The organism is Belnapia rosea, from assembly GCF_900101615.1.
Classification (GTDB): Bacteria; Pseudomonadota; Alphaproteobacteria; order Acetobacterales; family Acetobacteraceae; genus Belnapia; species Belnapia rosea.
Window position 1 is genome coordinate 41,735 of record NZ_FMZX01000022.1, and the last position, 25,391, is coordinate 67,125.

24 protein-coding genes and 2 pseudogenes are annotated in these 25,391 nt (G+C 71.9%); 6 read left to right on the forward strand and 20 right to left on the reverse strand.

The features are described 5' to 3' along the window. Positions 1 to 42: 42 nt before the first annotated feature. The 6 genes from BLR02_RS23185 to BLR02_RS23210 all read right to left on the reverse strand — a co-directional run bounded on the left by BLR02_RS23185 (position 43) and on the right by BLR02_RS23210 (position 5,795). Positions 43 to 1,170 carry an NAD(P)H-dependent flavin oxidoreductase gene (locus BLR02_RS23185; protein ID WP_090664812.1) on the reverse strand — a complete coding sequence of 376 codons (1,128 nt, stop codon included), beginning with the start codon at positions 1,168 to 1,170 and terminating at the stop codon, positions 43 to 45. Continuing rightward, entirely contained in the window at positions 1,167 to 2,345 is a 1,179-nt protein-coding gene (locus BLR02_RS23190; protein WP_090664813.1) for a CaiB/BaiF CoA transferase family protein, read from the reverse strand. Before BLR02_RS23190 ends, BLR02_RS23185 begins: the two co-directional genes overlap by 4 nt. Before the next feature lie 19 nt (positions 2,346 to 2,364). Further along, positions 2,365 to 2,760 carry a PaaI family thioesterase gene (locus BLR02_RS23195; protein WP_090571701.1) on the reverse strand — a complete coding sequence of 132 codons (396 nt, stop codon included), beginning with the start codon at positions 2,758 to 2,760 and terminating at the stop codon, positions 2,365 to 2,367. Between the two features lie 5 nt (positions 2,761 to 2,765). Then, positions 2,766 to 3,971, reverse strand: a complete 1,206-nt coding sequence (locus tag BLR02_RS23200) for a CaiB/BaiF CoA transferase family protein (RefSeq protein ID WP_090664814.1) — start codon at positions 3,969 to 3,971, stop codon at positions 2,766 to 2,768. Continuing rightward, positions 3,968 to 4,705: a FadR/GntR family transcriptional regulator gene (locus BLR02_RS23205; protein WP_176849757.1), complete on the reverse strand. Its 738-nt coding sequence runs from the start codon at positions 4,703 to 4,705 to the stop codon at positions 3,968 to 3,970. The genes BLR02_RS23200 and BLR02_RS23205 overlap by 4 nt, the downstream gene beginning before the upstream one ends. Positions 4,706 to 4,811: 106 nt before the next feature. Next, positions 4,812 to 5,795: a Bug family tripartite tricarboxylate transporter substrate binding protein gene (locus BLR02_RS23210; protein ID WP_218128033.1), complete on the reverse strand. Its 984-nt coding sequence runs from the start codon at positions 5,793 to 5,795 to the stop codon at positions 4,812 to 4,814. Between the two features lie 116 nt (positions 5,796 to 5,911). On the opposite strand from BLR02_RS23210, the gene BLR02_RS23215 reads away from it, so the two are divergent. Further along, positions 5,912 to 7,135 carry a CaiB/BaiF CoA transferase family protein gene (locus BLR02_RS23215; protein ID WP_090664816.1) on the forward strand — a complete coding sequence of 408 codons (1,224 nt, stop codon included), beginning with the start codon at positions 5,912 to 5,914 and terminating at the stop codon, positions 7,133 to 7,135. On the opposite strand, the gene BLR02_RS23220 is transcribed toward BLR02_RS23215, so the two are convergent. From BLR02_RS23220 to BLR02_RS23270, 11 genes are all read right to left on the reverse strand, one after another. Next, positions 7,101 to 7,898 carry an enoyl-CoA hydratase/isomerase family protein gene (locus BLR02_RS23220; protein WP_218127655.1) on the reverse strand — a complete coding sequence of 266 codons (798 nt, stop codon included), beginning with the start codon at positions 7,896 to 7,898 and terminating at the stop codon, positions 7,101 to 7,103. The two genes, BLR02_RS23215 and BLR02_RS23220, sit on opposite strands and share 35 nt — an antisense overlap. A gap of 4 nt (positions 7,899 to 7,902) precedes the next feature. Next, on the reverse strand, positions 7,903 to 8,796 hold the full coding sequence (locus tag BLR02_RS23225; protein ID WP_090664817.1) for an SDR family oxidoreductase: 894 nt from the start codon (positions 8,794 to 8,796) through the stop codon (positions 7,903 to 7,905). Between the two features lie 11 nt (positions 8,797 to 8,807). After that, a complete protein-coding gene (locus BLR02_RS23230) occupies positions 8,808 to 9,785 on the reverse strand; it encodes a Bug family tripartite tricarboxylate transporter substrate binding protein (RefSeq protein WP_090664818.1) in 978 nt (325 codons plus the stop codon). Next, positions 9,782 to 10,639: an IclR family transcriptional regulator gene (locus tag BLR02_RS23235; RefSeq protein ID WP_218128034.1), complete on the reverse strand. Its 858-nt coding sequence runs from the start codon at positions 10,637 to 10,639 to the stop codon at positions 9,782 to 9,784. The genes BLR02_RS23230 and BLR02_RS23235 overlap by 4 nt, the downstream gene beginning before the upstream one ends. Before the next feature lie 5 nt (positions 10,640 to 10,644). After that, complete coding sequence (locus tag BLR02_RS23240; RefSeq protein WP_090664820.1) at positions 10,645 to 11,625, reverse strand: Bug family tripartite tricarboxylate transporter substrate binding protein; 981 nt, start codon at positions 11,623 to 11,625, stop codon at positions 10,645 to 10,647. Positions 11,626 to 11,657: 32 nt separating this feature from the next. Further along, positions 11,658 to 12,665, reverse strand: coding sequence for a Bug family tripartite tricarboxylate transporter substrate binding protein (locus tag BLR02_RS23245; RefSeq protein ID WP_176849758.1), 1,008 nt, complete (start codon positions 12,663 to 12,665; stop codon positions 11,658 to 11,660). Continuing rightward, entirely contained in the window at positions 12,665 to 13,681 is a 1,017-nt protein-coding gene (locus tag BLR02_RS23250; RefSeq protein WP_176849759.1) for a Bug family tripartite tricarboxylate transporter substrate binding protein, read from the reverse strand. The genes BLR02_RS23245 and BLR02_RS23250 overlap by 1 nt, the downstream gene beginning before the upstream one ends. Beyond that, positions 13,681 to 14,658, reverse strand: a complete 978-nt coding sequence (locus BLR02_RS23255) for a Bug family tripartite tricarboxylate transporter substrate binding protein (RefSeq protein ID WP_176849760.1) — start codon at positions 14,656 to 14,658, stop codon at positions 13,681 to 13,683. The genes BLR02_RS23250 and BLR02_RS23255 overlap by 1 nt, the downstream gene beginning before the upstream one ends. A gap of 68 nt (positions 14,659 to 14,726) precedes the next feature. Continuing rightward, positions 14,727 to 15,917: a CaiB/BaiF CoA transferase family protein gene (locus tag BLR02_RS23260; RefSeq protein ID WP_090664829.1), complete on the reverse strand. Its 1,191-nt coding sequence runs from the start codon at positions 15,915 to 15,917 to the stop codon at positions 14,727 to 14,729. Further along, on the reverse strand, positions 15,914 to 16,411 hold the full coding sequence (locus tag BLR02_RS23265) for a MaoC family dehydratase (protein ID WP_090571797.1): 498 nt from the start codon (positions 16,409 to 16,411) through the stop codon (positions 15,914 to 15,916). The genes BLR02_RS23260 and BLR02_RS23265 overlap by 4 nt, the downstream gene beginning before the upstream one ends. 5 nt (positions 16,412 to 16,416) lie before the next feature. Next, entirely contained in the window at positions 16,417 to 17,568 is a 1,152-nt protein-coding gene (locus BLR02_RS23270; RefSeq protein WP_090664824.1) for an acyl-CoA dehydrogenase family protein, read from the reverse strand. Positions 17,569 to 17,784: 216 nt separating this feature from the next. Between BLR02_RS23270 and BLR02_RS23275 the strand changes: the two genes are divergently transcribed. Together BLR02_RS23275 and BLR02_RS23280 are read left to right on the forward strand one after the other, a co-directional pair. Next, positions 17,785 to 18,936 carry a CaiB/BaiF CoA transferase family protein gene (locus tag BLR02_RS23275; protein WP_090664825.1) on the forward strand — a complete coding sequence of 384 codons (1,152 nt, stop codon included), beginning with the start codon at positions 17,785 to 17,787 and terminating at the stop codon, positions 18,934 to 18,936. A 97-nt stretch (positions 18,937 to 19,033) separates the two neighbouring features. Next, the gene (locus BLR02_RS23280; RefSeq protein ID WP_090664826.1) at positions 19,034 to 19,978 is read left to right on the forward strand and encodes an alpha/beta hydrolase; all 945 of its coding nucleotides are present in this window, start codon (positions 19,034 to 19,036) and stop codon (positions 19,976 to 19,978) included. A 155-nt stretch (positions 19,979 to 20,133) separates the two neighbouring features. Here the strand turns inward: BLR02_RS23280 and BLR02_RS23285 are convergent, their stop codons facing one another. Both BLR02_RS23285 and BLR02_RS23290 read right to left on the reverse strand, forming a co-directional pair. Then, the gene (locus tag BLR02_RS23285; RefSeq protein WP_218127636.1) at positions 20,134 to 20,526 is read right to left on the reverse strand and encodes a LysR substrate-binding domain-containing protein; all 393 of its coding nucleotides are present in this window, start codon (positions 20,524 to 20,526) and stop codon (positions 20,134 to 20,136) included. A 157-nt stretch (positions 20,527 to 20,683) separates the two neighbouring features. Beyond that, a pseudogene (locus BLR02_RS23290) lies at positions 20,684 to 21,819 on the reverse strand (IS3 family transposase). Positions 21,820 to 22,581: 762 nt separating this feature from the next. Here BLR02_RS23290 and tnpA point away from each other — a divergent pair. The 3 genes and pseudogenes from tnpA to BLR02_RS23305 all read left to right on the forward strand — a co-directional run. Then, positions 22,582 to 22,977 carry an IS66-like element accessory protein TnpA gene (gene tnpA / locus BLR02_RS23295; protein ID WP_090571521.1) on the forward strand — a complete coding sequence of 132 codons (396 nt, stop codon included), beginning with the start codon at positions 22,582 to 22,584 and terminating at the stop codon, positions 22,975 to 22,977. Continuing rightward, positions 22,974 to 23,330: an IS66 family insertion sequence element accessory protein TnpB gene (gene tnpB, locus BLR02_RS23300; protein WP_090571508.1), complete on the forward strand. Its 357-nt coding sequence runs from the start codon at positions 22,974 to 22,976 to the stop codon at positions 23,328 to 23,330. The genes tnpA and tnpB overlap by 4 nt, the downstream gene beginning before the upstream one ends. 11 nt (positions 23,331 to 23,341) lie before the next feature. Further along, a pseudogene (locus tag BLR02_RS23305) lies at positions 23,342 to 23,980 on the forward strand (IS66 family transposase zinc-finger binding domain-containing protein); the annotation flags it as partial. Positions 23,981 to 24,211: 231 nt separating this feature from the next. On the opposite strand, the gene BLR02_RS23310 reads toward BLR02_RS23305, so the two are convergent. Continuing rightward, complete coding sequence (locus tag BLR02_RS23310) at positions 24,212 to 25,255, reverse strand: IS110 family RNA-guided transposase (protein ID WP_090571506.1); 1,044 nt, start codon at positions 25,253 to 25,255, stop codon at positions 24,212 to 24,214. Between the last annotated feature and the right edge of the window lie 136 nt (positions 25,256 to 25,391).

A 25,391-nucleotide genomic window follows, 5' to 3' on the forward strand; every position in this document is an offset into this window, starting at 1 on the left:
TGGCCCGACGCCCGGGATCGGTGCGCCATGCGCCGGCCGGCATCAGACAGATTCCGTCTGCCGTCCCATGCGCTCCAGCGTCTCGAGATACTCGGTCTGCATCCGCAGCATCACCTCGCGCACGGTGGTCTCCTCCCGCACCATGCCGATCACCTGGCCGACCGGGTAGGAATAGAGGTCGTCGCGCTGGGCGCGGTCGATGCGGCTGCGGGCGTATTCGTAGAGCACCTTCTGCATCGGCGGCGCCAGCGTCGCCGGGGCGCCCGCGGCCGACCACGCATCGGTGTAGCGGCTGCGGTTCATCCGCACCGGCTTGCCGGTCATGCTGCGGCTCTGGAGGGTGTCCTGGCTGCGGCAGTTCAGCAGCACCGCCTTTTGGTTGGGCAGCAGGTCGCTCTCCCGCGTCACCAGCCAGACCGAGCCGCACCACACGCCATCCGCGCCGAGCGCCATCGACGCCGCCATCTGGCTGCCGCGGGCGATGCCGCCGGCGGCGAGCACCGCGGCGCGGCCGTTCGCCGCATCCACCACCTGCGGCACCAGCACCATGGTCGAGATCGTGCCGGTATGCCCGCCCGCCTCGCTGCCCTGCGCGACCAGCACGTCCACGCCCGCTGCGCATTGCCGCTCGGCGTGCTCGGGCGCGCCGCAGACGCCGCCCACCAGCATGCCCCGCTCATGTGCCTTGGCGATGATGTCCGCCGGCGGCACGCCGAGCGCGCTGACCAGCAGCTTCACCTTGGGATGGCGCCAGACCACATCGGCCAGGGCGCGCACGCCCTCGCGCGTGATGTAGCGCTCGCGGGCGGCCATGGCGGCGCGGCGGTCGCGCTCGATCTCCGCCGGCAGCGGGGCCACGCCCTCGCGCGCAAGCACCTCATCGACGAAGCGCAGCTGCGCCTCGGGCAGCGACTCGGCGAGCGGCCCGGTCACCTTCTGCGTCGATTCGTCGTAGTTGGAGGTCATCAGGATATCGACGCCATAGCTGCGGTCGCCGACATGCCGGTCGATCCAGTTCAGCTCCTGGTCGAGCTCCTCGGGCGAGAAGCTGCTGCTGCCCAGCACCCCGAAGCCGCCGGCGCGGGTGCATTCCACGACCACGTCGCGGCAATGGTTGAAGGCGAAGATCGGCGCGTCGTAGCCGAGCTGTTCCTTGAGTTCCGCCGTCATCGAATGACCTCTTGATGTTGGGCTTGGCAGTCGAGCACATGGCCGAGCCCCGCCTCGGCCAGGATTTCGCGCGTATGCTCGCCAAGCGCTGGGGCGCGGTGGGCCGTGAACTCCGTTGGCGCCAGGCCCGGGCAGCGCACGGATGGCAGGGGCCATTGCCCCGCATAGGCGACATCCTGCACGAGGTTCACCGCGCGCACATGCGGGTCCGCGCGGAAGCGGCCATAGGTCAGCAATTCTTGGCAGGGCAGCCCCGCCGCGCCCATCGCCGCCACCCATTGCGCGGTGGGCCTGAGGCGGATAGCCTCGGCGATCAGGCCGCGCAGCGCGGCCTGGTTGGCCAGCCGCGCCCCCGGCTCGGCGAAGCGCGGATCGCTCCGCAGGTCGGCGCAGCCGATGACATCGAGCAGGATGCCGAAATGACGTTCCTGCACGCCGGCCACCACCACATGGCCGTCGGCGGTGGCATAGGTGCCGATGCCCGCGACCAGTTCGCGCGGCTCGCTGCCCGCGGGTCCGGCCGCCTCGGCCAGCTTGTAGGCCTGCATCGCGGCCGAGACATGGGCGAGGTTGATGTCGAGCAGCCCGCCCTGCCCGGTGCGGGCGCGCAGCAGCAGCGCCGCCAGCACCGCCTGGCTGGCATAGACGCCGGCGCCGACATCGACGATGCCGAAGCGGATCCGCAGCGGCTCGGCCGTGGTGCTGGCGCCGTGCGGCAGGCCGGTGAAGGCCTGCACGATGGAATCGGTCGCCGGTCGCTCGGCATAGGGGCCATCCTGGCCGAAGCCGCTGACGGCGACATAGATCAGCCCAGGCCGCCCGGCCGACAACGTGGCATGGTCGAGGCCGAGCCGCCGCGCCACGCCGGGGCGGTTGCTCTCGATCACCACCTCGGCGCGCGCGGCCAGCGCGCGCGCCGTCTCGCGCCCGCTTTCCTGCCGCAGGTCGAGCACGACGCTGCGCTTGCCGCGGTTGAAGCTGTGGAAGGTCGGCCCGACCTCCCCCGGCGCGGCGCCGAGGCGCCGGCCCCAGTCGCCCTCGGGCGGCTCGACCTTCACCACATCGGCGCCGAGGTCGCCGAGCAGGCAGCCGCAATGCGGCCCCGCGATGCCCTGGCTGAGATCGAGCACCCGGATGCCCGCCAGCGTGCCGGCAAGTCCCATCATCGTCGTCATGCGTCCTTCCGTCCGTCATTCATGGCGGGAAATAGCCGCCGCGACCGCTGGCCAGCGGCTCCGGCCCCTCGCCATAGACCATCGCCTCGGCCACCGAGATGCGGCGCCCGAGCTTGAGCGCGCGCGCACGCACCCGCACCGTGCCGCTGACCACCGGGCGGTGGTAGTCCACATGCATGTAGGCGGTGCCGATGGCGCTGCCGCCCGCCGCGAGCACGGCATAGAGGCCGGCGGTATCGATCAGCGCCGCCACCACCCCGCCATGCATGATGGGCGGATCGGCACGGCTGACGATCTCCCCGCGCCAGGGCATGACGAGTTCGACGCCGGTCGCGTCCGCCCTCTCGACCTCGAGGCCGAGCCAGCGGTGGAAGGGCGCCCTGACGATGCGTTCGGCGAGCGTGTCGCGGTCCATGTCCCTCAGGTCTTCTCGCTGGGTTTGGAAAGCCGGGCGATCGCCTCGGCGTCGAGCCCGGCCTCGCGCAGCACTTCCTCGGTATGCTCGCCGAGAAGCGGCGCGTGGCGGCGGACGGAGGGCGGCGAATCCGACCATTCCGAAGGCACCGCGAGGCCGAGGATGGCGCCCTCGCTCGGGTGCTCCATCTCGCGGAAATAGCCGATCGAGCGCAGGTGCTCGTCCTCGAGCAGGCCGGGGATGGTTGCCATGCGCGCCACCGGCACATCGGCCTCGGCCAGCAGCGCCAGCCATTCCTCGGTCGGGCGCGCGGCCAGCGTCTCGGCGAGGAAGCCATAGACCACGTCCACATGCCGCATCCGCTCGGCATAGGTGGCGAAGCGCGCATCCTCCATCAGCTCGGGCCGGCCGATGCGGTCGAGGAAGCGGCGCCACTGCGCGTCGTTGTAGAGCAGCAGGCAGACATGGCCATCGGCGGTGCGGAAGGGCCGCCGCTCCCGCGACAGACTGCGGGCATGGCCGAAGGGCCCCTCCGGCGGGCGGAAGGCGAGGCCGGCGAGATGCTCCCCCAGCACGAGTTCGAGCAGCCCCTCGAACATCGGCACGTCCACCCGCTGGCCGCGCCCGGTCCGCGCCCGGTGCAGCAGCGCGCCGAGCACCGCATTGGCCAGTTGCAGCGCCACCACCCGGTCCGCCAGCACCAGCGGCGCGTAGCGCGGTTCCCCCGCGGCGATCGCCGACAGCGAGGCGATGCCCGCCATGCCCTGGATCAGGTCGTCATAGGCCGGCCGGTCGGCATAGGGGCCGCGCTGGCTGAAGCCGAAGGCGCCCGCATAGACGATGCCGGGATTGACCGCGGCCAGCGCGTCGTGCCCGAGGCCGAGCCTGTCCATCGCCGCCGGCCGCAGGTTGTAGATCAGCGCATCCGCCCCGCGCGCGAGCGCGAGCACCGCCCGCCGCCCTTCCTCCCGCTTGAGGTCGAGCACCACCGAGCGCTTGTTGCGGTTGGCATGGAGGAACATGTGCCCCATCCCTGCCCCGCGCGACGGCCCGGAATTCCGCATGATGTCGCCGTCCGGCGCCTCGACCTTAATGACGTCGGCGCCGTAGTCGCCGAGGATCTGCGTCGCATAGGGCCCGACGATCAGCGTGCTGAGGTCGAGGATCCGCATCCCGGCCAGCGGGCCGGCCGCGGCGGCGGGCGCGCTCATGGCCCCGGCATCCCCGGCGCGGCGGCCCCGCGCCCCTTCAGCGCGCCGAGGTAGTGGCGATGCACCGCGCGCAGGCTGCGGACCAATTCGGCCACGGCGCTGTCCTGCCGCCCAGCGCGCAGGTGGCGCAGGAGCCGCCGGCGGGAGGCGATGACGTCCATCTCGGTCACCGGCCCGACGCGCTGGGCGAATTCGCGCAGGATGTCGAGCAGCGCCTTCATCACCACCACCAGCACCGTATTGCCGGTCAGGGTGGCGAGCAATTCGTGGAAGCGGATGTTCAGCGTCACCTTGGCGCCATTGTCGCCGGCCTCGGTGGCCCGCTCGGCGGCGGCGACGTTGTCCTCGAGCAGCGCGAGCCCGGCCTCGTCGAGCCTGCCGCAGACGAGGCGCAGCACGGCGGTCTCGATCTCGAGCCGCGCCTCGGTCAGTTCCGCCAGCGAGATACCGCCGACATAGAACATGCCGCGCATCGCCTCGGCCACCGCCTCGGGCCGCCCGCCCGAGACGAAGACGCCCCCGGTCGCCCCCTTGCGGAGATGCAGCAGCCCGACCGATTCCATCGAGCGCAGCGCCTCGCGCACCGCATGGCGGCTGACCGCGAAGGCCTGGGCGAGTTCGCGCTCATTCGGCAGGCGGTCGCCGGCGCGCAGGTCACCGCGGCGGATCCGTTCGGTGATCTGGCTCGATATCGCCTCGAAGGCGCGCTGCGTCTTGACTTCGGTCAGTCGCATCGACGTCCGCCCATTACGCCGCGACGCCGCCATGGGCGCCGCAGTCAATCATTGGGGCAATCAGGATCGCACGCGGCCCGGCACGCGGCAAGGGGCGTGGCGGCGGCTATTCCGGGCGGATGTCAGCACGTCGGACCAGCTCCGCCCAGCGGTTGCGCTCGCGCTGCATGTAGGCGCCGGCTTGTTCCGGGCTTAGATCCGTGCGCGGCTCGGCGCCAATGGAGAGGTAGTAGCGGCGCGCCTCCTCGGTCCGCGCCACCCGCGCGGTCTCTGCGTGCAGCCTGGCGACGATCTCGCCCGGCAGGCCGGCCGGCCCGACCAGCGCGATCCAGGAGAGCACCTCGTAGCCGGGCACGCCAGCCTCGGCGATGGTCGGCACCTCAGGCAGCACCGCGCTGCGCGCGGTGCCGGTGACGCCGAGGGCGCGCAGCCGCCCGGCGCGGATCGCCTCGACCGCCGGCGGCAGGTTGCTGAACATCATCTCGACATGGCCGCCCATCACGTCCGACAGCGCCGGGCCGGTGCCGCGATAGGGCACGTGCGTCATCTGCACGCCGGCGGTCACGTTGAACATCTCGCCTGAGAGATGCTGCGACTGCCCGATCCCCGCCGAGGCGAAGCGCAGCACGCCTGGCCGCGCCCTGGCCAGCGCCACCAGCTCGGCGACGTTGCGCGCCGGCACCACGGGATTGACCACCAGCACGTTCGGATAGACGGCTACCAGCGAGATCGGCGCGAGGTCGCGCGCGGCGTCGTAGGGCAGGTGCGGATAGAGGCCGGGATTGATGCCCAGCGGGCCGATATTGCCCATCAGCAGCGTGTGCCCGTCCGGCGCCGCGCGCGCGACATGCTCGGTGCCGACGATGCCGCCCCCGCCCGGCCGATGGTCCATCACGAAGGGCTGCCCCCAGGCCTGCTGCATGGCGTCGCCGATCAGCCGCACGAAGCCGTCGGTCAGCCCCCCGGGCGCCGAGGGAATGACGACGCGCACCACGCGCAAGGGATAGGCGGCTTCTGTCTGAGCAGCGCCGGCGTGCCCGCCCGCAAGGCCGGGCATGGACAGCAGGACCGCGCGTCGTGAAGGATGCATGGCAGGTTTCCTCTCGACATTGGCTGGCGCGTCGCGCACCGCGCCTGCACACTAGGGATCCCGGCGCGCGCGCGTCCAGCGTCGCCTCCGGCCTGCATTAGGGGAAGGAAACCTCCATGGCCGCTGCGGCTCTCGACGGTATTCGCGTGCTCGATCTTTCCTCGGTCCTGATGGGGCCCACCGCCGCGCTGATCCTCGGTGACATGGGCGCCGACGTCATCAAGGTCGAGCCGCCCGAGGGCGATTCCGTGCGCGGCATCGGGCCGATGCGGAACCCCGGCATGGGGCCGCTCTTCCTCAACGCCAACCGCAACAAGCGCAGCCTCGTGCTCGACCTCAAGCGCGCGGAAGGCCGGGCCGCGCTGCTGCGCCTCGCGCGGCGCGCCGACGTGCTGATCACCAACATCCGCCCCGCGGCGATGGCGCGGCTCGGCCTCGGCGCCGAGGCGGTGCGCGCGGTCAATCCGCGCCTCATCTATGTCGCTGCCGTCGGCTTCGGCCAGGACGGCCCCTATGCCGCGCGCCCGGCCTTCGACGACCTGATCCAGGGCATCGCCTCGGTCCCCTCGCTGATCGCGCAGGCGGGGGATGGTGTGCCGCGATACATCCCGCTCGCCATCATGGACCGCCATGTCGGCGCCACCGTCGCCAATGCCGCGCTCGGCGCCCTGGTGCATCGCGGCCGCACCGGCGAAGGCCAGGCGATCGAGGTGCCGATGTTCGAGACCGTCATCCAGCTCGTGCTCGGCGACCACATGGGCGGCCTCGCCTACGACCCGCCGGTCGGCCCGCCGGGCTATCCGCGTTCCCTCGCGCCCGAGCGCCACCCCTACGCGACGACCGACGGCTATGTCTGCGCCATGGTCTATACCGACCGCCACTGGCGCAGCTTCTTCGAGCTGGTCGGCCGGCCCGAGGTGATGGAGCGCGACCCGCGCTTCGCCAGCCTGACCAGCCGCACCATCCATGCGCGCGAGATCCACGCCATGCTCGAGGATGAGCTGCGCCACCGCAGCACCGCCGAGTGGCTGGCCGCCTTCGAGCGCGTGGACATCCCGGCGACGCCGCTCAACACGCTCGAGACGCTGCTCGAGGACCCGCACCTCAGGCAGGTCGGCATGTTCCGCTGGACCGACCACCCGAGCGAGGGGCGCGTGCGCGCCACGCGCCCGCCCGCCGCCAACTGGAGCGCGACGCCCCCGGCGATCCGCCGTCACGCGCCGCGCCTCGGCGAGCACAGCGCGGAGCTGCTCGCCGAGCTCGGCTACACGGAGGAGGAGATCGCCGCCCTCGCCGAGGCCGGCGTCACCCGCCTCGCGGCGCCTGCCGGCGCGCCTTGAAGGCGCGCACGCGATCGGCGAAGTCGGGCATGTCCTCGAGCACCGCCATGTGCGAGGACACCATGTCGAGATGCGCGCGCAGCTCCATCCGCATCCCCTGCTGCACCGCGCGCTTGGTGAAGCGGATGGCGGCGGCGGGCTGGCGGGCGATGCGCGCGGCGAGTTCGCGCGCCTCGGCCAGCGCCTGCCCGTCGGCCACGGCGCGGTTGACCAGGCCGATGCGCTCCGCCTCCTCCCCGGTGATGGCATCGCCGGTCCACAGCAGTTCCAGCGCCTTCGGCACGCCGACCAGGCGCGGCAGGAACCAGCTGCCGCCATCGCCCGGCATCAGCCCCATGGCGATGTAGCTTTCGGCCAGCAGCACGCCGCGATCGGCGATCCTGATGTCGCACATCAGCGCCATGTCGAGCCCGGCGCCGCGCGCCGTGCCGTTGAGCGCGGCGATCACCGGGCGGTCGATGCGCTCGAGCGTCAGCGCGATCGGGTGCACGCTGTCCCACAGGAAGCCCTTGCGTTCCTCCGAGGAGGCATCGAGGAACGATTCCAGCTCGTCCATCTCGCCGCCGGCGCAGAAGGCGCGGCCCGCCCCGGTCACCACCAGGGCGCGGATGGCGCCGTCGCGCTCGACGCGGTCGAGGCATTCGCGCCAGCGCAGCAGCATCGGCCGGTTGAAGGCGTTGAAGCGTTCGGGGCGATTGAGGGTGAGCGTCGCCACCCCGCTCGCCGCATCCACATCGAACAGTATCGGGTCCTTGTCGTCCACGCTCTCACTCCTTCGGCGCCGGGGCGGCGCCATGCGGGATCCTGAAATAGTCGGGCCGGCCGATCGGCCAGGGGTCGCCCCAGAGCTGCTGCCCGCCATCCACCGTGACCACCTCGCCGGTGACGAACTTGCCCGATGGCGCGGCGAGGTAGCAGCACGCCTCGGCGATGTCCTGCGCGTCGCCGGCGCGCAGCATCGGGTTGGATTCGTAGAAGGTCGCGCTGCCTTCCGGCGGATAGAGGCTGAAGGCCGTGGTCTCGACGCAGCCGGGCGCGACGCAGTTCACCCGGATGCGGTGCGGCGCCCATTCCACCGCGACGCTTTTCGAGACATAGACCACGCCCGCGCGCGCGGCGCAGGTATGGGCGATGCCGGGCATGCCGCGCCAGATGTCGGCGACGATGTTGACGATGGCGCCGGGCCGCTTGGCCGCCACCCAGGCGCGCGCGGCCGCCTGCATCATGTACCAGGTGCCGTTGAGGTTGGTGTCGATGACCGCGTTCCAGCCCTTGGGCGTGTAGTCGAGCGCGGCCTGCGGGAACTGCCCGCCGGCATTGTTCACCAGCAGGTCGAGCCCGCCCGCCTCGGCCCAGACGCGCTCGATCAGCGCCTGCACCTGGTCGGGGTCGCGGATGCTCATCGGCACCGCGATCACCTCGGCGCCGAGGCCGCGCAGCAGCGCCGCGGCGGCCTCCAGCCGCGCCGGATCGCGCCCGCAGATCGCCAGCCGCGCGCCGAGCCGCGCGAACAGCGCCGCCACCGCCTTGCCGAGCCCGCTGCCGGCGCCCGAGACCAGCACCGTCTGCCCGGCGAACAGCCCCGGACGGAACACCGTCGGCTGCGCCAGCAGCTCCGCGTCGTCGAAGCCGTAGCGCCTCGGTGTGGCGGAACTCTCCATGCCCATGCTCCTCATTCGACCCTCGCGCCCGAGATGCGGACCATCTCCTGCCAGCGCGGCAATTCGCTCTGGATGAAGGCGCGCGTTTCCTCCGGCGTGCTGGAGCGCCAGCGCGCCCCCACCTCGATCGCCCGGCGCGCCATCTCGGGGCCCGCCGTCAGCTCGCGCACCAGCTCGGCCAGGCGCGCGACGATGCGCGGCGGCGTGCCGGCGGGGAAGCTCCAGGTGCTCCAGGGCATGATGACGAAATCCGGCACGCCGGCCTCGGCCATGGTCGGCACATCGGGCAGGGTGGGCCAGCGCTGATCAGCGGTGATGGCGAGCGCGCGCACCTTGCCCTCCTGGATCAGCGGCATGTAGGAGGCGAGCCCGTCGATGGCGAAGTGGATGTCGCCCGCGAGCATCGCCGGGATGGTCTGGGCGGCGCCGCGGAAGGGCACATGGGTGGCCTCGATCCCGTTGCGCGCGGCGAACAGCGCCCCCGACAGGTGGATCGTCGTGCCCACCCCCGAGGAGCCATAGGAAATGCCGCCCGGCCGCGCCTTCGCCCAGGCGACGAACTCGGCAAGCGTCCGCGCCGGCACATGCTGCGCCGACACCACGGCGACGTTGGGGAAATCCCACACCAGGCTCGCCGGGATCAGGTCGCGGTCCGGGTCGAAGGGCAGCCGGGCATAGAGGAAGCGGTTGATGGCGTAGATGCTGATCGGCAGCATCGCGATGGTGTGCCCGTCCGGCGCCGATCGCGCGAGCGCCTCGGCGCTGATGTTGCCGCCCGCGCCGGGCCGGTTCTCCACCACCCAGGCCTGCCCGGTGCGCGCCTGCATGCGTTCGGCGAGGATGCGCGTCAGCACGTCCACCGATCCGCCCGGCGGGAAGCCGACGATGACGCGCACGGTGCGCGAGGGCCATTCGGCGCCCTGGGCGCGCAGGCCGGGCGCGGCGAGGCTGCCCGCGGCGGCGAGCAGCAGGCTGCGGCGATGGGTCACGACGCTCTTGCTCCCTTCGCTTGGCTGGCCGGCTTGCGCCGGTGAGGCACAAGGGTGGCGGGCGGGCCGGCGCCGCGTTCCGAGGCGCGCGCCGCCGCCTCGCGCAGCAGCGCGGCCAGCCGCGGCATCTCGTGCTCGAAGCGGTCGGCCGGGGCGCCGAGCAGCAGCGCGCGCGAGACCCCGCCATCGGCGTCGAAGACAGGCGCGGCGCAGCCGGCCGCGCCGCGCACGGTCTCGCCCACGGTCACGCTGATGCCGTCCCGCCGCGTCCGTTCGAGGATGCCCCGCAACGCCGCCCGGTCGGTCACGGTCAGCGGCGTCAGCGGGCGCAGCGGCGTCGTTTCCAGGTAGTGCTCGCGGAACGCCTCATCCTGGAAGGCGAGCAGCAGGCGGCCCGCCGCCGAGCAGTACAGCGGCCGCGTGGAGCCGGGCGGCACCACGTAACGGACCGGCTGGCGGCTGTCGATGCATTCGGCATAGACGACGAGCCCGGCCTCGCGGTCGATGGAGGTGAGGATCACCGTTTCGCCGCTGCGCTCGGCAAGCCATTCCATCGCGGCGCGGAGCTGCTCGGGCAGCCGCCGCGCCGCGAGCATCGCCGCGGCGAGGCGGAAGGCCTCCGGCCCCAGCCGGTAGCACCCTGCGGCGTGCAGCAGGAAGCCTTCTGCCGCGAGAGGCCGCAGCAGTGCGAGCAGGCTGCTCTTGGGGCTGCCGAGCGCGGCGCTGAGTTCCGCCAGCGGCAGCCCCTCCGGCGCCGCCGCGACGGCGGCGAAGATGCCGAGCGTGCGGCCGAGCGCGCGCGGGGGAGCTGCCTCCTCGGCGGCTTCGCGACCATGGGCGCGCGCGGCGGGCACCTTGCCTATTCGATCCGCAGCCCGGTGGCGCGGATGATGGGTTCCCATTTGGCACGCTCACTGCGGATGAAGTCGGCTGTGCGCGCCGGCGTGCTGCCGGGCACCGGCTCAACCGAGACGCTGCGGAGGAAGGCTTGGAATTCGGGTTCCGCCGCCGCTTCGGCGGAGGCTTCGGCAAGCCGCGCGACCACCGGCGCGGGCGTGCCCGCGGGTGCCAGCAGGGCGTTGTAGGTGTTGGCGAGCATGCCGGGCACGCCCTGCTCGATCGCGGTCGGCACCTCGGGCGCGGCGGCCGAGCGCTGTTCGGTGAAGGCGGCAAGGATGCGGAGACGTCCGGCGCGGTGGTGCTCGAGCGTGGTGGCGAAGGTTTCGACCACCGCCGGCACATGCCCGGCAATGGCATCCTGCACCGCGGGGCCGCCGCCGCGGTAATGCACCAGGTTGGCGCGTAGCCCGCCCGCCTGGCGCAGCAGCAGCTCGGCCGCGAAATGCGCGATGCCGCCATTGCCGGAGGTGGCAATCGCGATCCCCCCGCTGGCGGCGCGGATCCGGCCGAGCACCTCGGGCAGATCGGCCGCGAAGGTGGGATGGGCGCCGATCACCATCGGCACCACGCCGATGAGCGCCAGCGGCGCGTAGTCGGTCACCGGGTCGAAGCCGGGTCGCACCGCCAAGCTGGCATAGATGGCGTGGCTCGAGGAGGTGGCGAGCATCAGCGTGTAGCCGTCCGGCCGCGCGCGCGCCGCCTCGACCGAGGCGATCGCGCCGCTCGCGCCGGAGCGGTTCTCCACCACCACGGGCTGGCCGAGCACGGCGCCGAGCCGGTCGGCGAAGCGGCGGCCGACGATGTCGGTCGGCCCCCCGGCGGCGAAGCCGATCAGCATGCGCATGGGTCGGTCGGGAAAGGCCGCCTGCGCCCGCACTGGCAGGGGCAGCCCGGCCGTGGCGAAGGCAAGGGGCAGTCCCAGCACGTTGCGGCGGTTCATCACCTTGCTCCCCGGTCCTCTGTTGCGCCGCGTCACTCGATCCGCAGGCCGAGCGCGCGGATGACGGGCGTCCACTTGTCGTATTCCGAACGGATGAACGCCATGGTCGCCTCCGGCGCCGGGTCGGGCACCGGCTCCGCCGAGAGGCCGCGCAGGAAGGCGCGGAATTCCTCGGTCTGCGTCACCGCGCGCATCGCGCCGTTGAGGCGCGCCAGCACATCCGCCGGCGTGCCGGCGGGGGCGAGGAAGGCGGCATAGGTGTTGGCGACCGCGCCGGGCACGCCGGCCTCGATGGCGGTCGGCACTTCCGGCGCCATCGCCGAGCGCCCTTCGGACATCACGCACCGGATCCGCAGCCGCCCGTCGCGATGATGGGCGAGCATGGGCGCGAAGGTGTCCACCACCACCGGCACATGGCCGGCGATGCAGTCCTGAACCGCCGGGCCGGCGCCGCGATAGGGGATGTGTTCCATCCGCAGCCCGCCCGCCTCGCGCAGCAGCAGCTCCATGCCGAGTTGCATGACGCTGCCCGCCCCGCCGGTGCCATAGGCGAAGCGGCCCGGCGCCGCGCGCACCATCGTCAGCAGCGCTACCAGGCTGTCCGGCGGCACGGCGGGGTGCACGGCGATCACCGTGGGGGAGACGGTGATGACGCCGATGCCGGCGAAATCCGCCACCGGGTCATAGGGCGGCCGCGCCACCAGCTGCGGATAGACCGCATGGGCCGAGGAGGCGGTGACCAGCAGCGTGTAGCCATCGGGCCGCGCCCGCGCCACATCGGCCCCGGCGACGGTGCCGCTGGCGCCGGGGCGGTTCTCCACCACCACCGGCTGGCCGAGCGCGGCGCCGAGCCCCTCGGCGAGCCGCCGTGCATAGAGGTCGGTCGGCCCGCCGGCGGCATAGCCCACCACCACGCGGATCGGCCGCTCGGGGAAGGCGGCGGCCCGCGCGCCCCCGAAGGGCAGGGCGCCGGCCGCCAGCGCCGCAAGTCCCAGAACGCCGCGCCGCCCCGCCCCGGCGCCCGACGCCGTGCCCGCCATCATTCGATCCTCAGCCCGGTGGCGCGGATCACCGGGGTCCAGCGGCGGAAATCGTTGTGCAGGTAGGTCGTCAGCTCGGCCGCCGTCATCGGCCCGCCCGCCGCCGCGCCGTAATTGGCCAGGAAGGCGCGATAGGAGTCCGAGGCGGTGACGCAGCGGATCGCGGCGTTCAAGGTCTCGATTCCTGGGGCGGGGGTGGCCGCCGGGGCGACGACGGCGTTGTAGACATCGGCGATGGCGTCGGGCACGCCGCTCTCGATCGCCGTCGGCACATCGGGCGCCGCGGCGGCACGTTCCTGCGCCAGCACGCACAGCATCCGCACGGTGCCGCTGCGATGCTGTTCGACCATGGTGGCGAAGGCATCCACCATCAGCGGGATGCGCCCGGCGAGGAGGTCCTGCGCGACCAGCGCCGCGCCGCGATAGGGCACATGCACGATCTGCAGCCCGCCCGCCTTCTGCAGGAACAGCTCCATGCCGAGCTGCGTCACCGTCCCCGCGCCCGCCGAGCCGTAGGTCAGGCCGCCGGGATTGGCCCGCGCCTGCGCGATCAGCCCGCGCACGTCGCCGCCGGTGAAGCCGGGGCCGGCGACGACCGTGACCGGCGTGTTGGCGACCATGGCGACGGGCGCCAGGTCCTTGAGCGGATCGTAGCTCGGCCGCGCCGCCACCTGCGGATGGATGGCGAAGCCCGAGGGGTTGATGAACATCAGCGTGTGGCCGTCGGGCCGCGCCCGCGCCACCTCGCTCACCGCCACCGAGCTGCCGGCGCCGGGGCGGTTCTCGATCACCACCGGCTGACCGAGTTCCGCGCCCAGGCGCTCGGCCAGGCCGCGGGCGAAGATGTCGGTCTGCCCGCCCGGCGTGAAGCCCACCAGCAGGCGGACCGGCCGCTCGGGGAAGCCCGCGGCCCGCCCCTTGGCCAGCGGCAGGGCGGCGGCGGCGAGCGCCGTGGCGCCGCCGCCGAGCAACCGGCGCCGGGCCAGCGGAAGACGCGGCTTCATCGTGTCGGTCATCATTCGATCCTCAATCCGGACGCCTGGATGATCGGGGTCCATTTGGCGTATTCGCTGCGGATGTAGGCGGCGGTGCGTTCCGGCGTCATCCCGCTCACCGGCTCGGCCGAGATGGCGCCCAGGAAGGCGCGGAACTCATCGTTCTCGGTCGCCTGGCGGGTGGCGCGGCCGAGCGCGGCGACGGCCGCCTCCGCCATCCCCGCCGGGCCGAGCAGCGCGTTGTAGGTGTTGGCGACGGCGCCGGGCACGCCGTGCTCGGCCGCCGTCGGCACGTCGGGCGCGACGGCGGAGCGCTGCTCGGCGAGCACGGCGAGGATCCGCAGCCGCCCCGCCCGGTGATGCTCGATCATCGGCGCGAAGGTGTCCACCACCAGCGGGATGTGGCCGGCGACGCAATCCTGCACCGCCGGCCCGGCGCCGCGATAGGGCACATGTTCAAGCCGCAGCCCGCCGGCCTGGCGCATGAACAGTTCCATGCCGAAATGCGTGATGGTGCCGGCCCCGCCCGAGCCGAAGCTGAAGGCGCCCGGCCGCGCGCGCACCAGATCCATCATCTCGGGCAGGCTGCGGGCCGGGAAGGAGGGATGCGCGGCGAACACCACCGGGGCGATGGCGACGAGGCCGATGGGGCTGAAATCGGCCAGCGCGTCATAGCCCGGCCGCACCGCGATCTGCGGGAATATCGCATGGGCCGAGGGCGTGGTGAGCAGCAGCGTGTAGCCATCGGGGCGCGCGCGTGCGACCTCGATCGCGGCGACCGACCCGCTGGCGCCGGAGCGGTTCTCCACCACCACCGGCTGGCCGAGCACCGCGCCGAGCCGGTCGGCGAAGCGGCGGCCGACGATGTCGGTCGGCCCGCCGGGCGCGAAGCCCACCACCAGCCGCAGCGGACGGTCGGGGAAGCGGTCCTGCGCCCGCGCCGCGCCGGCCATCCCGGCAAGGGCGAGCCCGCCGGCCATCAAACCGCGGCGCCGCATGCGATCCTCCTCCCTGTTGCCGCGCCCGTTCCGCCGCGGCGGCGGGCGCTTCATAGGCCGGCGGCGGCTCAGCCGCCGGCGAGTTCCGCGATCTCGGCCTCCGCCAGCCCGGCCTCGCGCAGCACCTCGGCGGTGTGCTCGCCCAGGCGCGGCGGCAGGCGCCGCACCGCGCCCGGCGCCTCGGAGAACTCGACCGGCACCGCGGTGACCAGCATCCGCCCTTCCGAGGGATGTTCGACGCGCTGGAAGAAGCCGGTCTCGGCCAGGTAGTCGTCCTCCAGCATGTCGGCGAGGCCGAGCACCGGCCCGTTCGGCACGTCCGCGGCATCGAGCCGCGCCTGCCATTCGGCGGTGCTGCGCGTTCGCATCACCTCCTCGACGATGGCATAGAGCGCGCCGATGTTGACCGCGCGCTGCGCGAGGCGGGCGAAGCGCGGATCCTCGGCGAGGTCGGGCCGGCCGAGCGCGCCCAGCAGCCGCTGCCACTGGTCGTCGGAATTGGCCATCAGGCACAGATGCCCGTCGCTGGTCGGGAAGGGCCGGCGATAGGGCGTGAACATGCGCCCATAGCCGAGCCCCAGCGAGGGATCGTCGAGTACCCCGCCCCACAGATGCTCGCCGAGGTTGAAGGAGAGCATGGTCTCGAGCATCGGCACATGCACCTCCTGCCCGCGCCCGGTGCGCTCGCGCCGGTACAGCGCCATGGCGACGGCGGAGGCGAGGACATGGCCGCAGAACTTGTCGGCGATGGCGCTCGGCACGTAGCGCGGCTCGCCGTCGTCGCGCATGGCGTTCAGCGCGGCAAGGCCGCTCATGCCCTGGATAACGTCGTCGAAGGCCGGGCGGTCGCGGTGGCGGCCATCCTTGCGGAAGCCGGTGGCGCTGGCATGGATCAGGCGCGGGTTGCGCGTCGCCAGCGCGGCGTATGACAGCCCCAGCCGCTCGGCGGCGCCGAGGCGCATGTTGTGCACCAGCACGTCCGCGCCCTCGATCAGCCGCAGCAGCGCGGCGCGCGCCGCCGGCTGCTTCAGGTCGAGCACCACCGAGCGCTTGTTGCGGTTGATGTTGAGGAACATCACCGCCATGTCGGGTCCGCGCGTCGGGCCGACCTGGCGCATGGTGTCGCCCTGCGGCGGCTCCACCTTGATGACGTCGGCGCCCATGTCGCCGAGAATCTGCGTCGCCACCGGGCCGAGCACCGCGCTGGTCAGGTCGATCACCCTGACCCCGGCGAGCGGCCCGCCGCCGGCCTGGCTCACGCCTCGGGCCCGCCGGCGCTTCGGCACTTGACCATCCGCAGCGGCGTATAGGTCAGCACCACCGTGCCGTCCTGCTTGACGACGCGGTTGCGGGTGCGGACTAGGCCGCGGCCGGGCCGGCTCTGCGACAGCCGCGCCTCGATCACCTCGACCTCGACATGGATGGTGTCGCCGGCGAAAAGCGGGTTCTCGATCTTCAGCTCCATGCCGAGGAAGGCGAAGCCGGTGTGCTGCATGGTCGCCTGCACCAGCAGCCCCTCGGCGAAGGTGTAGCCGAGCGCGCCGGGGGCGACGCGGCCCCTGATGTCGCTCTCCTTCTCGAGGAAGTCGAGGTTCATGAACAGCACCTCGGCCATGCCGGTTGTATTGATGAAGTTGACGATGTCCGCCTCGGTCACCGTGCGGCCGATGGTGCGGAAGGCCCGCCCCATGGTCAGGTCCTCGAAATAAAGGCCCAGACCCACATAGGGCAGCCCGCCCGTTTCCTTCGCCATGCCCGTCACTCCGCCTTGCCGATCAGGTTGCGCGCCACGATGTTGCGCTGGATCTGGTTGGTTCCCTCGATGATCTGCACCACCTTCGCGTCGCGGAAGTAGCGGTTGATCGGGAACTCGTTCGAGATGCCGGAGGCGCCGAAGATCTGCACCGCGTCGGTCGCCACCTTCATCGCCATGTCGCTGGCGAAGCACTTGGCCGAGGCGGCGAGGCTCGCCATCGCGGCGCCGGTGGTGCCGGCATCCACCGCCGTCGCGGCGGCGTAGGTCAGCTGCCGCGCCGCCTCGATCTGGATCGCCATGTCGGCGATCATCCAGCGGATGCCCTGGTAGTTCGCCACCGTCTCGCCGAAGGCGCGGCGGCCGCGGGCGAACTCGATCGCGTGGTCCATCGCCCCCTGCGCCAGGCCGACGGCGCGCGCGGCGACGATCGGGCGCGACTTGTTCAGCGCCTCCATCACCGAGCGGAAGCCGCCCGCCCCGCCGCCGAGCAGGTTCTCCTTCGGCAGCCGCACATCGTCGAAGAACAGCGCCGAGGAGGGGACGCCGCGGGCGCCCATCTTCTCCTCCTTGCGGCCGACGCGGAAGCCGGGGCGGTCGCGCTCGACGATGAAGAAGTTCACCTCGCCCGGGCCGTCGCCGCGTTCGAGCCGCGCGCCGACCAGCACGAAATCCGACACCGCGGCGTTGGTGCACCAGATCTTGCCGCCATTGAGCACGAACCCGTCCCCATCGGGCCGCGCGCGGGTGCGGATGCCGGCGACGTCGGAGCCCGATTGCGGCTCGGTCAGCGAGAAGGCGGCGCGCAGCTGGCCCGAGGCGAGGCCGGGCAGCAGCCGCGCCTTCTGCTCGGGGGTGCCGCCGGCGAGGATGGTGCCGAGCGGCACCCACTGCACCACCAGCAGGTAACCGGTATTGTAGCAGACTCGGCCCAGCTCCTCGACCGCGAGGCAGCCGGCCAGGGTGCTGCCCGAGCCGCCATATTCGGCCGGGAAGGGCAGGGTGAACAGGCCGAGTTCGCGCAGCAGCTCGAACATGTCCTGCGGGTATTCGCCGCTGGCGTCGATCTCGGCGGCGCGCGGCGCCACCTTCTCGCGCGCCACCCGGCGCACCAGGTCGCGGACCTGGATCTGCTCCTCGGTCAGGGCAAAGGACACGCCCGTTTCCTCCTCGATCGTTCCCGGACGCGGAATCGTCCCGCTCGGGTGCGCCTTGGACCGGCGCCTTGTTCGACATGCTGAACGTCGTTCGAGCAAGCTGTCAACACGGCGGCTTGACGGCGCGCCCGCCGCCGTGTCGGCTGTTCCCGAACGATGTTCAGAAATCCGGCCCCCCAGGCGGCCGGTGTCGCGGCAAGCGCGAGGAGGAAACAGATGGGGCCCTTGGCCGGTTTGAAGGTTGTGGAACTCGCGGGCATCGGCCCGGGGCCGATGGCGGCGATGCTGCTCGCCGACATGGGCGCGACGGTGCTTCGCATCGACCGGCCGGACCCGCCCGAGCTCGGCATGAGCCGGCCGCTGAAATACAACCTCACCCTGCGCGGGCGCCGCACCCTCGCCCTCGACCTCAAGCAGCCCGCCGCGCGCGAACTGGCGCTGCGGCTGGTGGCCGGGGCGGACGCGCTGATCGAGGGCTTCCGCCCCGGCGTCGCCGAGCGCCTCGGCCTCGGCCCCGATGACTGCCTCGCGCGCAATCCGCGCCTCGCCTATGGGCGCATGACCGGCTGGGGGCAGGACGGGCCGCTCGCCCCGGCCGCCGGGCACGATCTCAACTACATCGCGCTGACCGGGGCGCTGCACCATATCGGCCGCCAGGGCCAGCCGCCGACGCCGCCGCTCAACCTCGTCGGCGATTATGGCGGCGGCGCGCTCTACCTCGCCTTCGGCATCGTCTGCGCGGTGCTCGAGGCGCGCGGCTCGGGCCGCGGCCAGGTGGTGGATGCGGCGATCGTGGACGGCGTGGCGCATCTGATGACCGGCATGTTCGGCCTGTTCGGCGCCGGCCTGCTGCCCGAGAGCCGCGGCGAGGGCGTGATCGACGGCGGCGCCCCCTATTACGACTGCTACGAATGCGCCGATGGGCGCTATGTCTCGGTGGCGCCGATCGAGGGCCGCTTCTTCCAGGAATTGCTGCGCCGGATCGGCATCGACCCGGCCGATTTCCCTAAGCAGTCCGACCGCGCCCGCTGGCCCGAGGCGAAGCGCCGCCTAGCCGAGCTGTTCCGCCAGCGCCCGCGCGATGCCTGGTGCGAGCTGCTGGAAGGCACCGATTCCTGCTTCGCCCCGGTGCTGACCCCGGCCGAGGCGCTGCGCCACAAGCACATGGCCGCGCGGCGCACCTTCGTCGAGTTCGACGGTGTGGCGCAGCCCGCCCCGGCGCCGCGCTTCAGCCGCACCGTGCCGGAGCTGAGCCTGCCGCCGCAGCCCGCCGACCCCGCCAGGGCCGAGGGGGCGCTGGCCGGCTGGCTGCCGGAGGCCGAGATCGCCGCGCTGCGCGCCGCCGGCACGCTGGGGCAGGCCGGCTGAAGCCAGGCGGCGGGGCCGGCGCGCCGGTCCCCGCCGCCGCTGCCAGGGCAGCGGTCCCAGCGGCGGCATCGCATCAATCCACCGAGGGAGCGCCCGCATGACCAGCCTGCATCCCAGCGCCCGCCGGGTGCTCGACCTGACCCGCGAGTCCGGCCGGCCGCCCTTCGAGGCGATGACGCCCGCCGAGGCGCGCGTGGCCTATGCCGCCGCGCGGCAGGTGCTGCAGCCCGAGCCGCCGGCGGTCGCCGAATGGCGCGACCTGTCCTGCCCCGGCCCCGGCGGGGCGGTGCGGCTGCGGCTTTATCGGGGCCTTGGCGCCGGCGCCGGGCCGCAACCCTGCCTGCTGTTCCTGCATGGCGGCGGCTGGGTGGTCGGCGACCTCGACAGCCATGACCAGCTCTGCCGCGAACTGGCGAACCGGCTGGCCGCGGTGGTGGTCGCGGTGGATTACCGCCTCGCTCCCGAACATCCCTTCCCGGCGGCGGCCGAGGACGCCGTCGCCGCGCTGCGCTTCGTGGCCGGGCAGGCCGGGGCGCTCGGCATCGACGCAGCGCGCATCGCGGTGGGCGGCGACAGCGCCGGCGGCAACATCGCCGCCGCGCTGTGCCTGATGGCGCGCGACGGCCAGGCGCCGATGCCGATGTTCCAGATGCTGTTCTATCCAGTCACCGACCTCGCGGCGGAATCGCCGGCCTATGGCCGCTTCATCGAGGGCTATGTGCTGAACGCCGCCTCGATGCGCTGGTTCATCGGCCATTATGTGCCGGACCCGGCGGCGCGGGCGGATTGGCGCGCCTCGCCCGCGCGGGCGGGCAGCCTCGCCGGCCTGCCGCCGGCCTTCGTGATGACCGCCGGCCACGACCCGCTGAGCGACGAGGGCGCCGCCTATGCCCGGCGGCTCGAGGCCGAGGGCGTGCCGGTCAGCCACCTGCACGTCTCCGACCAGATCCACGGCTTCCTCACCCTGGGCAAGCTGATCCCGGTTTCCGCCCTGACCCTCAGCCAGGCAGCGGCGGCGCTGCGCCTGGCCTGGGAGGGGTGATGCCAGCGGCACCGATCCTTGACCGGTGCCGCTGGTTTGTCTTTGCATGCCCTCAGGCGCCGGGCGGCGTCTCCGCCGCCGTGGCTACGCCGGACTGTCGGCGGCGCCCATCCGGGCGCTCGGCGCGCTTCGCGGCGCGCCGCATCGGTCAGGAATCACCTCCGCCGGGCGTCAGGGACGGCGGAGGTCGTCGGCGCCCGCGCTCCCAGCCACAGCCCGCTGGCCAGCATCTCGCGCGCGCAGTCGCGTAGCAGGCCGGCGGCCGCGACCGCCGTCGGCGACGGTTCCCGCCCGCGGGGCATGACCAGCAGCCGGGTGATGGCGAGCGCGCCGAGCGGCACCGCGCGCAGCCGCCCCTCGAGGATCTCGGCGCGCACCATGGCGGCGACATCGACCATCGGACCGAGCCCGGCGAGCACGAGCCGCTTGGCGATGGCGACGGTATCCGCCTCGGCCGCCACCTCGATGCCGAGCGCCTCCTGGCCGAGCGCGTCGCGCAGCGCGCGGCGCACCCAACTGTCGGGTCGGCCGGCGAGCACCAGCGGCACGCCCGCCAGCGCGCAGCGGCACCGCCGCCTGGTCTTGACCCTCGAAACTGGTCCAGTTGAGGCGCAAGTTTTTCAGGCACTGGTCCTGCCCCCAACCCTGGTCCGAGGGCTACGCAAGTTCTCGGGCTGATGGTCCGTCCCCGAAAGCTGGACCGCATTATGTGAGACTTTCCGGCTGCCGATCGCCCCGGAGCAGCGGCTCAGGGGCGGATATCAACGCCATCGGTGGCCTATCACCGATCGCGCTGTGCGGTCTCACCTCGTTGTAGTCCACACGCCAGCGTTCCACCTTCGCCTGCGCGTCGTCCAGGTCCAGAAACCAGTGCTGGCTGAGGCACTCTGCCCGGAACCGGGCATTGAACGCCTCGGCATGCGCGTTGTCGGTCGGCTTGCCCGGCCTGCTGAAGTCCAGCGTCACGCCCTTGCCGTACGCCCAGAGGTCCAGCTCCCGCGAGGTGAACTGGCAGTCCTGGTCGACCCGGATGGATCCAGGCGCGCCGTGTCGCTTCACCGCTTCCTCCAGCGCCGCGATGACCTCCGCCGCGCTCGCCACGCGGCACACCCGCAATGCTGGGCAAACACGGCTGCAGGTGTCCACCATGGTCAGCACCCAGATCCGCCGGCCGTCGAACAGCTGATCGTAGATCCAGTCCATCGCCCAAACCTGGTTCGGCGCCACGGCCGGTGTGCGGTCCTCCCGCAGCTTGGCCATCACCCGGCGCCGCGGCGGCTTCAGCCGCATCTGCAGACCTTCGAGCCGGTACAGCCGGTGCACGCGCTTCGGGTTCACCATCCAACCCTCCCGTCGCAGCAAAACATGGATGCGCCTTTAGCCGTAGCGCACGCGCGTCTCTGCCAACTCGCGGATGCGCTGCCGCAGGATGGCCTGCCCGGGTCTGCGGGAACGGTAGTGGAAGGTCGACCGCGGCGCCGGTACCGCCTGGAACACGCGCCGAACGGACACACGAAAGCAGGTCCGCAAGTGGTCGACGATCTCCCGCACCCGGGCAGGCCTCAAAATTTTTTTCTGACGACCTCCTGGAGCATCTCTTTGTCCAGGCTGAGATCGGCCACCAGCCGGCGCAGCCGGACGTTCTCCTCCTCCAGGTGCCGCAGCCGCTGCACCTCGGACGGCATCAGCCCGCCATACTTCTGCTTCCATCGGTAGAACGTCGCCTCGGAGATGCCCATCTTGCGGCACAACTCCGGCACCGCCGTCCCCGCCTCCGCCTCCGCCTCCGCCTGTTGTAGCGCGAACGCCACCTGCTGGTCCGTGTACTGGCTCCGCTTCATCGCCAGGCCTCCCTCCTCCAGGGTCAAACCTAGCCGGATCCCTCTCACATTGCCGGTCCAAATGCCCGGGGGCAGACCAGGTTCCTAAAGCTAGCCTTCATCCGACACTCTGTGTCGCGCCTCATCCCCGGCGGAGCCCACGCACGCGCTCAACTGAAGCCAAACCCTCCAGGAACGCACATCACGCCGCCTGTCATTTAACGTCGCCCGACGCGGCATGAATGCGGCGGGATGACATGTCCGCACGGCGCAGAAAGTCACGGTTTACATTCGAAAGGAAGGTGACGCGCCGTGCCAGGAGCTCGAGCCTCACCGCGTGAAACCCGGAAAATTTGATAGATTTACGCGCTAAATCTGTGGCGCCATGGCGGCACCGCGACGGTACCCTGGCGGTACCGCCGAGTGAAGGCCGGCAACAGGCTTGCAACAGCGCCTTGCGCCAGAACGTGTCTTTCCCACCCCACACTTACGTTCCAATGCTCGCTCGCTGACCAGCCCGCGAGCGTTCCTGTGCGGAATCCCCCCGGCGTTCCGATGCCTCAACACCCTGCGTTCCTGTGCCTCAGCGGGTGGGTTCCAGTGCGTTCCTCCGTGAGTTCTCCTGCACCAAACTAGCGCGCGAGAGACCTGTGGGTCTGTCCCGTTTCCACGGACACCTCTGATAGGCTGTAAGCGACGGAGAGAGGCCCTTCTTCCTTATGGGCAGGTGGCCTGATGGGATGCCCGGCGCTCGAGGAGCTTCGGGCTGACATTAGGGCCGACATGATGCGTGACCTGAAGGATGGCGGGTATCAGCGGGTCGAGGTGCTGACGGGCCCGGGGCGACGCCGGGTCTGGGACGAGGCGACCAAGGCGCGGGTGGTGGCGGAGAGCTACGCGCCGGGAGCGGTGGTTTCGGCGGTGGCGCGGCGCTGGCAGATCGCGCCGCAGCAGTTGTTCACCTGGCGGCGCGAGGCGCGGGCGGCGAGCTCCGAGGCAGGCGGGCAGGTGGCATTGTCGTTCGTCCCCATCGTGTCTGACCCGCCTGCCACAGGGATGGCTTCGTCTGGCGCGTTGATCGAGGTGGCGCTGGCCGGCGCGGTGGTGCGGGTCTCGCCTGGGGTGGATCAGGCGCTGCTGACCGCGGTGCTGCGTGCGGTGCGCGCCTCGACGGCATGATCACGATCCCGGCCGGCGTGCGTGTGCTGCTGGCGACCAAGCCTGTCGATTTCCGGAAAGGGGCCCACTCGCTCGCGGCGCTGGCAGCTGACATGCTGGGCGAGGACCCATTCTCGGGCGTGGTGCTGGTATTCCGGGCCAAGCGCGGCGACAGGGTGAAAATCGTGCATTGGGACGCCAGCGGGCTGGTCCTGGTCTGGAAGCAACTGGAGGGTAGCACCTTCCGCTGGCCGCCCATCACCGACGGCACCGTGCGGCTCTCCGCCGTCCAGTTCGCTGCGCTGTTCGCGGGTCTCGACTTCTCGCGGGTGGCGGACGCGAGACAGATTCCCACGCCGACGGCTGCGGCGTAGACTCGGCGCCGATGCGCGAGAGTGGCGAGACAACGCCGGACTTGCCCGACGATCCCGCCGTGCTGCGGGCGATGTTGCTGGCCGCCTTGGCGGAGCGCGACAGCCTGGTTGCCGAGCGCGACAGCATCGTGGCCGAACGGGACGCGCTGGCGGCGCGGAACGAGCGGCTCCGGCACCTGCTGCGCAAGCTGCAGCGCATGCAGTTCGGGCCGCGCTCGGAGCGGCTGCCCGAGGAGCAACTGCAGTTCGCCTTCGAGGAGGCCGAGGCCTCGCTCGCCAGCAACGAGGCGGAGGCGGAGCAGCGCTCACCGGATCGGCGCCAGAAGAACACGGCCCGGCGCCGCGCCGGGCGCGGCCGGCTGCCGGCCCACCTGCCCCGGGTCGAGCAGGTGCTGCTGCCCGAGAGCACCGCCTGCCCGTGCTGCCGGGGCGCGATGGTGGAGATCGGGGCCGACACCGCGGAGCGGCTCGACGTGCTCCCGGCGCAGTTCCGCGTGCTGGTCACCAGGCGGCCGAAGTTAGCCTGCCGCGCCTGCACGGGCACTGTGGTTCAGGCCCCCGCCCCGGCCCGCCTGATCGAGGGCGGGATGCCAACTGAGGCCACGGTGGCCCAGGTGCTGGTGGCACGCTACGCCGACCACCTGCCGCTTTTGTGATCGGGCCTTTTCCGTCAAGCGCCAAGGATCCACCAAACAGGGCCATGCTTCTGTCCGTGGTCGGCGTGGCCGCCACATGATGCGGAACGAGGAGGCGGACGGCTCCAAATCTGTACCACGTGCTCAAGGCAACTTCGGCAAGTACGAGCTCGTCCCGCCCTCGTCCCTGTTGGAGACCTCTGACGCAGCCGGAGGGGCCGCGCTGGCAGGGGTGGAGAACCGCCTCTATGCCATGGCGGCTTCCTCCCCCGTCCGGGTGGACCAGCGGAACGGCTCATCAGCCTTCCACATGCTGAGCAGCACGACCGCCAACTTTCGTGCGACGGCGACGCGGGCCTTTTTTGTCCCGCTGCGTCGCGCCAAGCGGACGCCCCAAGCCTTGAGCGCCGACCACTTGGTCACGCGACCCAAAAGGGTTGCTGCAGCCTCGTAGAGCGCCGCGCGCAGCCCAGCGTCTCCTGCCTGGGTGGTTCGACCCATCCGATCGATCTGACCGGACTGGTAGCGGCTTGGCGTCAGCCCCAACCAGGGTCCTACATCACGAGCTCTGGGAAACCGATCTGGGTCATCAACCGCGCTTCTGAACGTCAGCGCGACGATCGCGCCGACGCCGGGCGCCGTCATGAGCGTGCGGACTACCGGATCGGCACGTGCTGTCTCGAGCAGCTTTCGGTCAAGCGCGCGTAACTCCTCCAGCAGCGCATCACGTACGCGCAGCAGCGCCTCCACGACGATCTCGAGCGCCTGGTTGCCCGCGGCGAGTTCTCGGGCTCGCGCTGCCCACTTCGACCGCGTCACCGGTCCCATCTTCAGCCCGAAGTTGCGGAGCGCTGCCCGCATGGAGTTCTCGACCCCGGTCACCTTGTCCACGAGGAACTGGCGTGCACCCAGCAGCGCGCGGGTCTCCTGCGCCGTAGGTGTCTTCACGTGCACAGCCTTGAACCAACCGAGACGTACGAGCTGGGCGATGCCGCGCGTGTCATTGCGGTCGGTCTTCACGCGCATGGTGGCCAGTGACGCCCGGACGTGCCGCGCCTCCATCACCGTGACCCGGAACCCCTCTCGCGTTAGCCCCGCATGCAGCCACTGCGAGAGGCCGCCGGTCTCGAGGCCGACGTGCTCGACACGTCGGCCCTTGTGCCGGATGAAGCGCGCGATAGCCTCAGGCTCGCTCGGGCATTTGCCCTCCTTGATGATCACCCCGCGCTCGTCAACGATGCAGATGCTCGAGCTGTCGAGCGACACATCAATACCGACAAAAAACTCCATGGACGCCCTCCTTTACCGAGCCCCGTCCGGGGGGTGGGTCATGATCCTCCCCCTTTGAAATGGTCCGTCCTGAGGTATGGGTTTGGACCGGAGGAGGACCGAGATGGCGAGCAAGAAGCACCGGCCTGAGGAGGCG